This is a genomic window from Nostoc sp., from assembly GCF_036919615.1.
Classification (GTDB): Bacteria; Cyanobacteriota; Cyanobacteriia; order Cyanobacteriales; family Nostocaceae; genus Nostoc.
In genome coordinates, this window is sequence record NZ_JBALCN010000068.1 from 18,008 (window position 1) to 31,570 (window position 13,563).

The following is a 13,563-nucleotide window of genomic DNA, read 5'->3' on the forward strand; positions in this document are numbered from 1 at the left end:
CGAAGTCCGCGAACAGCATGAGAATCAAGTTGCAAACGGCGTAACCAAGTAATTTCCAAATTTTTTATGAAATACCAGGTTGTTCTCCAACATAGTGAAGAAGATTGCGGCGCTGCCTGCCTTGCAACTATTGCTAAACATTACGGACGCACTTTGACTCTGAGTCGGGTACGAGAAGCGGTAGGCACAGGAGCGCGAGGTACTACCCTACTTGGTTTAAATCGGGGTGCAGAAGCTTTGGGATTTAATGTCCGCCAAGTCAAAGCTTCTGCTCAACTGCTCGACAGTTTAAATAAAGCTCCAATGCCAGCAATCATCCATTGGAAAGGCTACCACTGGGTAGTTTTATACGGGCAAAAGGGAAACAAATATGTAATTTGTGATCCTGGTGTTGGTATTCGTTACCTCACTCGTAAGGAATTAGCCGAGGGTTGGAGCAATGGGATTATGCTGCTATTGCTGCCAGACGACACCCGTTTTTCTGAGCAGCCGGATGACAAAATGACTGGCTTTGGGCGCTATCTGGTGCGTGTTTGGCCCTATCGCTTCCTTTTAGGCCAGGCGATCGCAATCAATATTGTGATCGGAATATTGTCTCTGGCCTATCCTTTGATGATGCAACTCCTCACTGATGATGTGCTTGTGCGGGGAGATACTCAATTACTAACTACCGTGGCAATTGGGGTAATTGCCATGAACTTGTTTAAAAGTGCAATTGGTTTGGTACAGTCTCACCTCATCGGTCACTTTGGTCAGCGGTTGCAATTAGGACTACTGCTGGATTATGGTCAAAAACTTTTACACTTGCCCTTATCTTACTTTGAAGGACATCGGAGTGGAGAAGTCGTCAGCCGAATTGCCGATATTCATGCCATCAATGAGTTAGTTTCACAGATTGTCCTTGGTTTACCTAGCGAATTTTTTATTGCTCTAGTTTCCTTGGGCTTTATGCTCTTTTTGAGTTGGCAACTGACTCTGGCTTCCGTATTGGCTTTTGTGATCGTCACCTTAGTTAATCTACTTTTCCTACCCGCCTTGCGCCAGCAAACCCGGAAACTTCTGGTTTTAGGCACTGAAAACCAAGGCTTTTTGGTGGAAACCTTTCGCGGCATCCAAGTACTCAAAACCACCCAAGCAACTCCCCAAGCTTGGCAAGAGTATCAAACCAATTATGGTCGCCTCGCTAACTTGGGGTGGAGTACGATGAAGCTGGAACTATACAGCAGTACATTTACTAATATTCTTTCAACTTTAACTAATATAGGTTTACTCTGGTTAGGCAGCTATTTAGTAATTAATGGGACATTATCCATCGGTCAACTGCTAGCGTTTAACGGCATGAGTGGCAACTTTCTCGGTTTCCTAAGTTCAGTAATCGGGTTAGCTGATGAGTTTATTACTGCCCAAATTGTCATCCAACGGATGGCAGAAGTGATTGACGCTACCCCAGAAGACTTGAACGCAGAAAAAAAGCCTTGGGCAGAAATTTCCGCTGATGCAAATATTATCTGCACTAAAGTTAACTTCCACCATGCTGGTAGAGTTGACCTCTTGCAAGATTTTTCCTTGACTATCCCTGGTGGTAAAGCTATTGCTTTAATTGGTAAATCTGGTTGTGGTAAAAGTACCCTAGCCAAACTGATTGCTGGTTTATATTCCCTCCAGTCAGGTAATATCCGTTATGGCATCTATAATAGACAAGACTTATCTTTAGAGTGTCTGCGACAGCAGGTAGTCTTAGTACCGCAAGACCCGCACTTCTGGAGTCGCTCAATCTTTGATAACTTCAACTTTAGCTATCCTGAGGTGACTTTTGAAGAAATTGTCACAGCTTGCCAGATAGCAGGAGCTGATGAATTTATTAGCGAATTACCTGACAAGTATCATACCGTCTTAGGAGAATTTGGAGCTAATCTTTCTGGTGGACAACGCCAAAGATTAGCGATCGCCAGAGCGATAATTACTAACCCGCCGATACTGATTTTAGATGAATCCACTGGCGCTCTCGATCCGGCCAGTGAAGCTGAAGTACTAGATCGACTGCTTACCTATCGCCAAGGCAAAACCACAATTTTAATTAGTCACCGCCCTAAAGTCATTGAGCGAGCCGATTCGATTGTATTACTAGAGCGAGGACGTTTGCAAATCCAAGGTTCTCCGGAAGAATTGCGCCAAATTGCTGGCGCTCACTTGGGCTTTTTAGAAGATGTTCGATCATCGACTCCTAGTTTACTGGTGAAATCTTCCGATCATGCTAACGGCAAATACGCCGCCATCAGTTAATGCCATTCTCTTTCTTTGAGATTTTGGATTTCTCCTCGACCATCCCTTGCCCGCAAAAATCATCCCTCCCTGATCCTGATTTAAAATTATGGTTAGTCAGTCTAATTCTGTCTTGCTGCCCCAAGCTGAAGAAAACGATTTTCTTCCACCACTTGGTAGTTGGACTACTATTGGCAGCGTGATCACATTTGTGACTGTGATCATAGCAGTTGCCGTCGCCTCTGTAACTAAATATAAAGTTACCGTTCAAGCACAGGCAAGTCTGCGTCCTGCTGGTGAGTTGCGGCTCGTTCAGGCTGCTACGGAAGGCCCAGTTATGCGTATTTTTGTGAAAGAGAATCAAGTTGTCAAAACAGGAGATGCGATCGCTACTATTGACGACTCCCGGCTGCAAACCCAAAAGAGCCAGCTACAAAGTGGTGTTGGGCAAATAAAATTACAACTGGTTCAAATCAACGCTCAGATTCATGCCCTAAATAACCAACTTATAGCCGAAACTGAGCACAGTAATCGTGTGGTTGCAGCGGCTGAAGCTGAATTGAGCAGTCGCAGGCGGGACTATCAAGACAAGCAAATTACCACTGTTAGTGATGTCCAAGAAGCCTCTGCAAATGTCAGAGCAGCAACTGCCGGCTTAAGAGCAGCCGAGACAAAGCGAAACCGATATGAAAGCGTCGCCAAAGTTGGAGCTTTGTCACAAGATCAATTCGAGGAAGCACAACTAGCTGTTCGCCAGCAAGAACAAACACTTGACGCTACCAAAGCCAAATTGCAAAGCCTACAAGCTGCCCTGAATCCAATTCCTGCTGAAGTAGCGATGGCACAAGAACGCATTGCTCAAGAAAAAGCTACGGGGCAAGCTAACATTGCCACATCAAGCAAAGAACGCAACGCGCTTATTCAGCAACGGATTGAAATGCAAAAACAGTTTGAGCATGATAGCCGTGAACTTAAACAAGTGAATATCGAGCTCAAGGAAACTATCATTTCTGCAACAGCAGATGGTGTTATCTCCAAGCTCAACCTACGTAACCCCGGCCAAACATTGCGCCCTGGAGATGAAATCGCCCAAATTGTTCCTACTTCTGCCCCCTTGGTGATTAAGGCAATGGTAGGAACTGAGGATAAAAGCAAGTTGAAGCCAGGACAAAACGTGCAAATGCGAGTTTCTGCTTGTCCTTATCCAGATTACGGTACTCTCAAAGGTAAAGTGAAATCAATTTCTCCAGATGCATTTTTTCCACCAGCGAATAATGGTGCTGCTACAAATTCTCCTACAGTCGCAAGTACTGCTAAAGGTACTGCTGCCTTCTATGAGGTGACAATTGAACCTCAAGGTCTGTCTTTAGGTCGAGGAAACAAACGATGTTCTATTCAAATGGGAATGGAAGGCAGAGCCGATATTATTTCTAAACAAGAAACTGTACTCCAATTCTTTTTGAGAAAAGCAAGGTTAATTGTAGATGTTTGACGTTGCTAATTGCCTTTTGGCAATATATTTAGAGAAACGATTGTGTTGCCAGTTTATCTAATTTTTAATAAAAAAGAGCTAATGCTAGAAATTAAAGTATTTCAAGAGTTACAGAAAGTTTAGCTAAATAGCAGTTTTTTGACAAATGCTGCTTTCAACATTAATTTATCCTGTATATGAATTGGCGTGTTTCAGACGAAGGTGGGCCGAGCATTCCTTTGAATACTTTTACTCAAGCAATAGATGCGTTTAGAACTGCCATGTCTTTTCAATTTATTGATTGATTGAACTTGAATCAGGACGTGTTTGCTATAAAGCCAGTTTGGACTACATTTGGGCTTGATTTTTGTTTAAGTCCCGATAGCTGAGACTTTTTTACTTGTTTATCAATAGAGGAGATTTATCTGATGCCAAAATTAAAGGTCACAGTAGCTGGAGGCGGTCCAGTTGGACTAATTTTTGCATTGTTACTTAAAGATCTAATACCTTCTGATAGCCTGTTAATAAAAATTTATGATTATCGTTGGTGTAAATATGCAGAAAGTTCAAGCGTTTCTTGGCGATCTATCATAGAAGGCAATACACGTCGCCAACAAGTAGTAACAATACAGAGTAAACAATACCTGCAACTTCCTCAGATAATACAGGACAGAATATTCACTAAAGAGTCTTACTCAGAAATGTGGCCTGTACCTACTAATTTTAGTGATGAGTATAGACCACGAAACGTCCGAATAGCTCACATAGAGGATGTGCTATTAGAAATAGCCAATAAAACAAAATCTATTGAGCTAATTCCCCAAAAATTTGACGCTGAAAAAATTGATATTACAGATCAACATTTACTGGTAATCTGTGAAGGTAGTAGCTCAGAGACTCGAGAATATTTTATAAATAAGTTTGGTACACCAAACACATCAATTTACTCTTTAAATAAGTCAACTTCTCTCGAAGATACTGTTCTTGGTCTTAAGGTAAAATCTGATCTTCCCGATCCACAAGCTGTAATTCTTACTATAGCCCAAAATCGCTTTCTTTTCAACTCTCTTAACGGCGAAGGTTTTCTAAATATACGATTGACTGATGATGAAGTCAAGGATGTAAAGGGAATTAGATATAACAAAGACAACAAAGAATATGAGATTAAGGGGTGTACACAATCACAACCATGTCTTATGGAACTTTCGGAAGAAGGAACATATAAATGTAAGATACATGAATGCATATTTTTACCCGAAGTATTTAAGGATAGGAATCTTTTATGGAAAAGAATATTGAAAGCTCTGAAACTATTCAATATTAAAGAAGAAAACTTGGCGGCCATAACATTATTTAAGCTTAATATGTTTCAAACACCAAGATTTACCGCTCAACTATATCCTCCCACAGAGAACACAACTGGTACATTTGGCTGTTTACTAGGTGATACCGCAAATGCAATACACTTCTGGCCTGGTCGCGGATTAAACAGCGGAATCGATTCAGCCATCTCTCTTGCTCGTTGTCTCCATAGCAAATGGCAGAATTTGGGAAAAGAAGAAATAAAATTTCGCGATGCAGATTTCCTCCGACATGAAGGAATTATGGCAATGCTACAATATAGACATAAAAGTAGAGCTTGGCACTCTATGGTAATAACTGAACCTGACGGTACTTTGCGCGCGATAAAGGATAAGATACAGGACGCGATCAACCAGAGCAAAGCGAGCAAAGATAAAAATTACGATAGAGATGCAGACATGAATGAATTAATAAGTCGTCTTATTGAAATCAAGAATCATCTTCAAGGACGAATAATAGGTAGATTACCAAATGAGGATGAGCTGAGTAAACTTGTCGCAAATATCGATGACGAAACTTTAAGGATACTTGTTGTTAGCAATCAATGGGATACAAATGTTATGGCTGGGGAAGAAGTAAACGTTGATTTACTTTTTGAACAAAAAGATCCAAGTGTAGGGATTTTTACACCGCTGCCTCTTTTTAAGTATTCCAAGGAAAAAAGGATTTTAAAAATTGAAATAAGTAAGTCGGAGTAAAAAACTAATCTAGCTTAAGATAAATAAATAATGCAAGTCCTGTATCGTAAGCGATTATCCGGACATGATATCAGATAGGATTGTTACAGCAGATTGCAACTTCTCTTCTTAGGCTACGCCAAAGTGAGGTACAGATCATCGTAGGGGCACAACATGTTGTGCCCCTACCCGTGTACTTCATTTACCTGCAATACACTGTATATGAATTGGCGTGTTGAGAAAATTCTTTAGTAAGGTTGAAATTGCAACAGTTGAACTTCTCCAACTATTGCAAGTTAAGGATTTAAACCTCTAAAATCTGATGCATCTAGGGCAATACTTGACGATATCTACGCAATTTCCAGGCTGGCAGACAAGATAAGCCAATTAACAAGAAACCAGAGATTGATGGTTCTGGGACTTTAGTAATTACCAACGAAAGATTATCCGCATAAGCGTCGTTTACTCGTCCTCTTACATAATTGGCGTTCAGCAGTACATTAATTTGACGTGTACCCACAGGTACAAAGCCATCATTTGACTGCAAAAATAAGCCTGTGATGTTGTTTCTTTGCGCGGGAGTTGGCGAAGTAATACTAGCTATGCCTAGAGAGTTGTTAGCTTGATCGAGGAAAGTAATCTTCAGTGCTGCGCTATCTTCATCGGTGCTATATCCTCCCAACCAGCCCTTCAAGTTAAACGTACCTTGACCTGCATCAATAGTTGAGGACAGATCAGATATATCGATTAATTGCGAAGCACTGGAAGAGGCTCGAGAAGCACCGCCAAAGAATAAATTTGCGCCGCGATCGCTTGGCCCAGGAACATCAATACCAGGAAAAGTAACGTTTACTACATTGCCTGAAGGGTTGGTAAAGCTAAAACCTGTTGCCCCGTACTTTAATACACTGAAACTACCTGTCGTAGTCCAGCCAGGTATAGTAGGTATATTAGCCCCAACAGCGTTACCAATTGGGTCTCCTTGCCCTTGTTCTGCATCACCATTTACTATCAGATTAGTGCCAAAGGTGGCAGCATAGATGGGGCTAGAAAGTAACAGACTAAATGTAAGTCCTGTTATCAAGGTTGTACCAATCTTGGCCATTCCTTGAGAAAAGAAAGGAAAGATAGTTAGTTTATTCATAGTTTGTTTTCTCCGAAAATTTACTAACAGCTTGCTTCAAAATTAACTAGATTGCTCGATTTTCTAACTATTCTATGTTTTCGATTAAAAATATCATACCAACTTGGTTGGACAAAATCAATTCAACTACGTAATTAAACGCTGAATTTATCAAAACTTTAAGTAAAAACTTTTGATTCTTTATACAGATAAAACCCGCCTACGCGGGTTTCAAATTCCTTGAGTCCGTCTACGCAGACTACTCTTAGGTTTATCCAAAAAAGTATGTTTGCAAGATGAACCGCGATTTCTAATCAACACGTGTATTTGCTTCTCTATGTCCAATTAATCTCTTTTGAACGAAAAGCTCTATCCCAATCATTAGCAATCACTTCCATGATATTGATCATGCCTTCATAGCCAAAATATGGCTTGTCAACATAAGTTTCTCTATTAGTGGGGCTAAATACATCAAAAGCAATTTTGATTCCCAATTCCTCTGCCATGTATTTTTCCCATGCCGAGCCAATCACAGCATCAACATCAAAGTCTTCTAAGGTCTGTTTTACCTGATAGCCATCTGCCGAAAATACTATATGGGAAGTAAGACCAAGGCTGTGTAGTTCTCGCTCCAAAATTGAACGAGAATCAGGCATCGCCGAGCGAAATAATAAGACTTCCGGAATCATCTCCAATTCTTCAAAGAGCATTCTGACTAGTCCAATGCCAAGCGTCCCATCCGCAGATACGGCAATTCTACAGTTACGATATCGAGGAATAATCATCAATGCTCTTTTGCGAAGTGTATCTACGACCATTTCTTCGCCTTGTTTAATGATTGGCTCCACTTTTTCATCTATCTTGAAATGTGCCGCCAATGCCTTCAACCACCGAGTAGTGTTGTTTACACCTATTGGTAAAGGTATATCATCAAGGATAAATGGGATGTCATGGGTCTGTTGCATTTTCCGAGCAAACTTATACCCAACATCATGACTGAGAACAATGTTGGCGGTTGCTTCACCAGCTTGCTCTAGTTCTTCAAAAGAGGTATTATGAGAAAATACCGTTTGCACTTTAATTCTTAAAGACTTTAATGTCTGCGTTACCCAATGCAAATCAGCCCACCAAGTAGGATTCAGATTTGCCTGTGGTGCAATGATATTTACAATCTTTGGCTTTCTACCCCTTCTCTTAGTCTGCCTTTTTTTTATAAAAGGAAGTAAAGCCTCCAAACCCATCTCCAAGCCATCATAAGCATTGCCCCGAAACCCACCAGCCATTAAAGGAACGAGTTTGGCTTTGATATCTGGCTGAAGCTGGTTGCACAATCCTGCAATATCTTCACCAATGATGTCTGCCGCGCAAGTTCCAACGACAAACATCACCTTAGAATCAAAAGATTGATCCGCTTCTTTAATCATCCCTTTGAGTTTCTCAGACGCTCCCATCACAATGTCTGACTCAAAAAGACGAGTACAACCTACTTTCCGCTTGGTGAAATCAACCTCATGAGCATCATAGCCAGCTGCGACAGTGGACGCGCAACCCTGTGGAGACTGAATCACAATACTAACATCTTTAATACCAGCAACTGTAGTTGCAATACCTTCAAGGGCACAGCCAACTACTGGGTCTTTACTATGGTTACAATTGTCAAAAGTTGTTTCAGCAGACATTTTTCCTCCTGTTTCTCTAAGGCTTGACTATGGTAAACGCGTTTCACGTAGCCTGTAGCAGCTTCTACCCCGACGTTTCCGTGTTTTGTGCAACCTGTAACCGCTTCTGTCTTCTTTGTAGCGACTTCTGCCTTGAAGTTTCCGTGTTTCGCGCAGCCTGTAACGGATTCTGTCTTCCCTGTAGCAACTTCTGGTTTGACGTTTCCGTGTTTCGCACAGCCTGTAGCAACTTCTGGTTTGACGTTTCCGTGTTTCGCGCAGCCTGTAACGGCTTCTGCCTTGACGTTTTTGGCTTAAGCCTTGCCCGTATCAGACATCCCCGAATCAATGTGCAGTAATCTACGTAGGTTGGGTTTTGTTCTTCAACCCAACATTTCTGAGAGTTTGTTGGGTTTCACTTCCCTACGGGACGCTGTTCGCGTTCGTTTCACCCAACCTACAATTTTCTCCGTTAGACAAAATTTCATTTATTACTCGTTCATACATTTTCCCCGCTTCTTCTCTGCATATACGGTACAATCAGGCATGTCTTGAGCTAATTTTCCGCTTAGTGATTGAGTAGATGCTAACCCGGAATTTTTAGGGAACACCATTTGCTTGGTTAAGGAACTGCGAGGTCTAAAGCCATATTGGAGTGCTGTTTTAATACACCTTGCGACCTTTAAGGCTCCGCGATAGCCGAATCTGGGACGATTTAAGATAGCATTTAAATCGACGACAGGAATATGGGGGAAACTTAAGGAAGAACCAAAATAAACTACCGATTCTGCATCAAGACCACCAATAAAATCCAGTAATTCATCTTCCGTTTGTTTCATGGACTCGTACTTGCCAAAGGCCAGCGTCCCTTTCGTAATCAATATTTCCGGGTCTAACCCTGTTTCCAACAAATAATCCACACTGGTTTCTCGTGCTTCTGTACTCCAGGGATGGAAGTTATAGATTACTACACGCATCCCAAAATCACGATCCAACATGTGAGCAAGGGATAAGCACTTGATAGCATCATGTCCTTCGATAATCGCTAACTTCCCTTCTATATAACTCTTAGCTGCTTCAAATTCAGTCTTGATTGCGGCATATTCCCTTTCCATTAGGGCAGCCGCTTGTTCTTCCATGCCTAAATATTTTGCCGCCCCTTCGAGCCATTTTTCTGTAGCAGTGATTCCATAGGGAAGGATAGTAGAATTTAGCGGAGTACCGAACTTGTCTGACATGGCTTTGCCGATGGTATAGCCAAGATCCAAACATAAAGTACAGTTGACTGCCGCACTTGGTGCTTGCTTGAGTTCTTCTAAAGTACAGTCACCAGCGATGACGCTGTGAACTCGTGCCCCCATTCCTTCTATCAATCGCACCAGTTCTTTAACATCAGTTTCGACTTCCGTCCTTTCAGGGCCCATCTTTGCGCCCACAATATTAACAGCATCGGCTAGTTGTGCCTTCCGCTCTGGAGTTGGCGGCTCCATAAAGTCTACGATTTGCCGAAATACGATATCAAATCCACTGCGATATTCCCCGGCAAATCCTTCACAATGTATCGTCATGATCTCAGACTGGATTTCGCCACGCGCCTTATTCACGACGTCATCAACACAGTCCCCAATAATACCAGACGCACAACTAGTGGCAACAACGATCGCATCTGGATGGTATTTTTCATTTACTTCTCGAATCGCGCCTGCTAATTCTTTTTCTCCACCAAAAATTACCGCTTTCTCACTCATGTTTGTAGTCACCACAGGTTCATAAGGTGAACCACTATTGCGGCTATTGGTCAGCTTGTATGCCCGCTTTACACCATAGGCACAGCCACTTGGGCCGTGAGAAATGACTATCGCATTTTTAATCCCACTTAAAATCTTCGTTGCAGTCCAAAATTTACAGGGGCGGGTATGACTACCTTGTAAAGTGGTCTTAATTTTACCCTCTTTTGCCAAGCGATACAGTTCGCTTAAATTTCCGTAAAATACGACATTCTTATCTATACTTGTTGCAGTCATGATCACTCTCCAGTCTTTCTATAGCTTCTGTAGCAATACCCTGTGAGTCGTAAACCAGGCGACTGAGCCGCCCTCTGATCCTAATCAGTTAAACGGGTGCTGCCTGGTTTACAATTAACATAGGATTGCTAAGTATCGTAAAAATTCTGATGGAAATACCATCTAATCAGTTGGGGGTGGATGACAGAAATATCATTGCGGATAGATGCCATCCCCCATATACATCAGCTTTCTACCAAACGTTTAAGATCCACTCACGCTCAAGCTTGTTCTCCATATCTGCAAACATGGTGTTAGCAATGGTGTCTGCTAGCCATTCTGCTCCTTTATAGCCAATAATGGGGTATTTCCACAGACCTGCCCGGTCAAAGCTGGGGAAGCCAACCCGAACCATTGGAATCTTGTGATCGATAGAAATATATCGACCTTTGGAATGACCTAGAATCAAGTCGATTTCGAGGGATTTATCTTTAATGCGGCGCTCCAATTCCCAGAGGTCTGCATTCCAGATGACTTCGATATCACAGGCTGCTTTCTTCTCCAACTGGGCAATTCTTGGGTCTTTGGTGCAGGCTCTGTTGTCGTCTCCCAACAACATCAGCACTGGCTCTAACTCACATTCCAAGCAGAACTCTGCTAGTCCAATTACCAGATCGGGATCTCCGTAAATAGCTACCTTCTTGTTGGCGAAGAACATGTGGGCGAGATCTGCGATCGCATCGATAGCCTTTCCACGTTCTCTGACTAAAGATTCTGGTATTGGTTTGCCAGTCAGTTTCTGGATATTTTGCAGCCAGACGTCAGTGTTTTTGATGCCAATCGGGGTTGGGCCAATGATTGCAGGAACCTTAAACTTCTCTTCTAAGAATTCAGCTGAACTGCCTCCTTCATATTTGCATAAGGCAATAGTTCCCAACGCATTAGCAGAATCAGCAATTTCTTCAATGGTTGAATTCCCAAAGGCAAAACTTGTCTTATCGGGCATGGTGGGCGCATCGAAAGATTCTGTATCCACTAAGATGTTTGCTGGAACATCCATATCTTTTAAGATGCGCTTGATTTCCGTGACATCTCCGGGGTTAAGCCACCCAGTAATGAGGTTCAACTTGCCAGTTGGTTCGCCTTTTTTTGCCAGGGTAGAAATGATTGCATGTATGCCGACATTATAGCCACTGACCTGGCTACCTTTGTAACTGGGGGTATGCACGGGAACAAGGACAATCTTGCGATCGGGATAAGCCTGCTTTAACTGACCGTTGAGCTTGTTTATGGTTCCTTCGATATCGTCCCCAATCGTCTCAGTTGAACAAGTTGTAATAATTGGAATAATCCGTAAATCCGGATATCGTGCAACTAGGGTGTGTACGGCTTCCTCAATGCGTGGCTGTCCTCCAAGGACAGCGCTATTTTCATGGAGTGAAGAAGAAGCAATGTCAAAATTTTCCTTCAAATGCTGGGCAAACAGCAGACGAACGAACATACTACACCCCTGTCCTCCATGCACTAGGGGAATACAATCTTTTACTCCGATTGCAGCATACTCAGCCCCAGCAGGCTGACAGGTAAATATAGGATTGATTATTCCCTTGCGTTCTTTTTGTTTTACGACTAAAGACATCCTATTGACTCCTAGATAGTGAGAAACTCGTGATTGTATTTGTTTGATGTTGTTGAAAGAAACAATGAATTGTCATCCTGTTCTGTAGCAGATGCCTCAGGGCATACATAACGAAGTAGAGTGTCTGTATGAAGGCGTTTTCATACCTCTAGGTCGAAGTAAGCGATGCATAGCATCGACTACACCAGAAGGATAGAATTGAATTTCTGAAAAGCCTTTAAAACTAAATGAGATGCTACGCAAACACTTTGCTACTCTTGAGGAACGGATGAAGGCGATCGCTTCTCCCCTTGGGGAGAAGCGAAAAGCGATCCAACCCTACATGAAGGCTTCTCTACCAGAAGCTACGCCAACGCGAACAGAATGACAAAACTCTATTTCCTACTCTAATTCAGCAACACTGTTCGTTTGGTTGAATTACCGATCTAATTGCTTTAATAAAGCGAATAATGCAATTCACCATTCTTCGACTTGGTTATTACAATATCGACCAGCATTGCCTTAACAGACTCCAGTACTGCCTTCTTTTGCGAGTTCTCCATCTTACTTAACCATGAAAACCTGATTTCTAGGTCAGCCGAAAGGATCTTCGCATCTGCATAAAAACCCCTCTCAATCAAGGTATCCAGAACCACCTTTTCTCCAGTTAAGATTTGGGCGGCCTTATTGAGAACACCATTGATGTTTTCTTCCCGATCCCATGCACGCGAGTGAAACTGCCACAAACACCGTTCTTGAATTAATTTTGTGACTTCTGCAGCTCGCTCTTGAATGTATAACGCGATTTCGTTAGCTTGCTGTTGAACCTGTGGCGTAGCTTCCTTAGCTTGTGGCTGAACCTGTGGTGCAACTTCCTTAGCTTGTGGCTGAACCTGTGGTGCAACTTCCTTAGCTTGTGGCTGAACCTGTGGCGCAACTTCCTTAGCTGGCTGTTTGGCCTGTGGCGCAGCTTCTTTAGCTGGCTGTTGAACCTGTGGCACAACTTCCTTAGCTTGCTGTTTGGCCTGTGGCGCAGCTTCTTTAGCTGGCTGTTGAACCTGTGGCACAGCTTCCTTAGCTTGCTGTTTTGCCTGTAGCGCAGCTTCTTTAGCTGGCTGTTGAACCTGTGGCACAGCTTCCTTAACTAGCTGTTTGACCTCTGAAGTGGTTTCCTTAACTAGCTGTTTGACCTGTGAAGTGGCTTCCTTAACTTGCTGTTGAATTAAAGAAACGACTTCCTCTGATACCTCTTTGGTTGCTTTACCGTTACCATTACCATTGGTACTTGGCAGATTTTGGTCACCACGGATATCAACTTGAGCCAACTTCATCAAAGGTGAGTAAATGGCATTGTACATATCACGTGCCATATTCACAGCACCTTCAAAG

General features: G+C 42.5%; 9 protein-coding genes. 4 read left to right on the forward strand and 5 right to left on the reverse strand.

What is annotated here, in order from left to right; translation table 11 throughout:
• The first annotated feature begins 66 nt into the window (after positions 1-66).
• The 3 genes from V7K48_RS20215 (at position 67) to V7K48_RS20225 (ending at position 5,793) form a co-directional block, all read left to right on the forward strand.
• Positions 67-2,283 (forward strand): peptidase domain-containing ABC transporter, encoded by a 2,217-nt coding sequence (locus V7K48_RS20215; RefSeq protein WP_335074996.1) that lies wholly within the window; start codon positions 67-69, stop codon positions 2,281-2,283.
• A gap of 88 nt (positions 2,284-2,371) precedes the next feature.
• Positions 2,372-3,754, forward strand: coding sequence for an HlyD family secretion protein (locus tag V7K48_RS20220; RefSeq protein ID WP_335074997.1), 1,383 nt, complete (start codon positions 2,372-2,374; stop codon positions 3,752-3,754).
• Positions 3,755-4,161: 407 nt separating this feature from the next.
• Positions 4,162-5,793 carry a hypothetical protein gene (locus tag V7K48_RS20225; RefSeq protein WP_335074998.1) on the forward strand — a complete coding sequence of 544 codons (1,632 nt, stop codon included), beginning with the start codon at positions 4,162-4,164 and terminating at the stop codon, positions 5,791-5,793.
• Positions 5,794-6,100: 307 nt separating this feature from the next.
• Here V7K48_RS20225 and V7K48_RS20230 read toward each other — a convergent pair whose 3' ends face one another.
• The 4 genes from V7K48_RS20230 to V7K48_RS20245 form a co-directional block, all read right to left on the reverse strand.
• Positions 6,101-6,916 (reverse strand): PEP-CTERM sorting domain-containing protein, encoded by an 816-nt coding sequence (locus tag V7K48_RS20230; RefSeq protein WP_335074999.1) that lies wholly within the window; start codon positions 6,914-6,916, stop codon positions 6,101-6,103.
• A 314-nt stretch (positions 6,917-7,230) separates the two neighbouring features.
• Positions 7,231-8,574, reverse strand: a complete 1,344-nt coding sequence (locus tag V7K48_RS20235; RefSeq protein WP_335075001.1) for a nitrogenase component 1 — start codon at positions 8,572-8,574, stop codon at positions 7,231-7,233.
• Between the two features lie 470 nt (positions 8,575-9,044).
• Positions 9,045-10,577, reverse strand: a complete 1,533-nt coding sequence (locus V7K48_RS20240; RefSeq protein WP_335075002.1) for a nitrogenase component 1 — start codon at positions 10,575-10,577, stop codon at positions 9,045-9,047.
• Between the two features lie 232 nt (positions 10,578-10,809).
• Positions 10,810-12,195 (reverse strand): nitrogenase component 1, encoded by a 1,386-nt coding sequence (locus V7K48_RS20245; protein ID WP_335075003.1) that lies wholly within the window; start codon positions 12,193-12,195, stop codon positions 10,810-10,812.
• 232 nt (positions 12,196-12,427) lie between these two features.
• On the opposite strand from V7K48_RS20245, the gene V7K48_RS20250 reads away from it, so the two are divergent.
• Positions 12,428-12,562, forward strand: coding sequence for a hypothetical protein (locus V7K48_RS20250; RefSeq protein WP_335075004.1), 135 nt, complete (start codon positions 12,428-12,430; stop codon positions 12,560-12,562).
• 67 nt (positions 12,563-12,629) lie between these two features.
• On the opposite strand, the gene vnfG is transcribed toward V7K48_RS20250, so the two are convergent.
• Positions 12,630-13,563: V-containing nitrogenase subunit delta (gene vnfG / locus V7K48_RS20255; RefSeq protein ID WP_335075005.1), on the reverse strand; the 934-nt coding region annotated here is incomplete at its 5' end.

Coding starts and splice junctions, on each gene's coding strand:
- V7K48_RS20225 (WP_335074998.1), top strand. CDS start 4,162: ATGCCAAAATTAAAGGTCACAGTAGCTGGAGGCGGTCCAGTTGGACTA.
- V7K48_RS20245 (WP_335075003.1), bottom strand. CDS start 12,195: ATGTCTTTAGTCGTAAAACAAAAAGAACGCAAGGGAATAATCAATCCT.
- V7K48_RS20215 (WP_335074996.1), top strand. CDS start 67: ATGAAATACCAGGTTGTTCTCCAACATAGTGAAGAAGATTGCGGCGCT.
- V7K48_RS20235 (WP_335075001.1), bottom strand. CDS start 8,574: ATGTCTGCTGAAACAACTTTTGACAATTGTAACCATAGTAAAGACCCA.
- V7K48_RS20230 (WP_335074999.1), bottom strand. CDS start 6,916: ATGAATAAACTAACTATCTTTCCTTTCTTTTCTCAAGGAATGGCCAAG.
- V7K48_RS20250 (WP_335075004.1), top strand. CDS start 12,428: ATGCTACGCAAACACTTTGCTACTCTTGAGGAACGGATGAAGGCGATC.
- V7K48_RS20240 (WP_335075002.1), bottom strand. CDS start 10,577: ATGACTGCAACAAGTATAGATAAGAATGTCGTATTTTACGGAAATTTA.
- V7K48_RS20220 (WP_335074997.1), top strand. CDS start 2,372: ATGGTTAGTCAGTCTAATTCTGTCTTGCTGCCCCAAGCTGAAGAAAAC.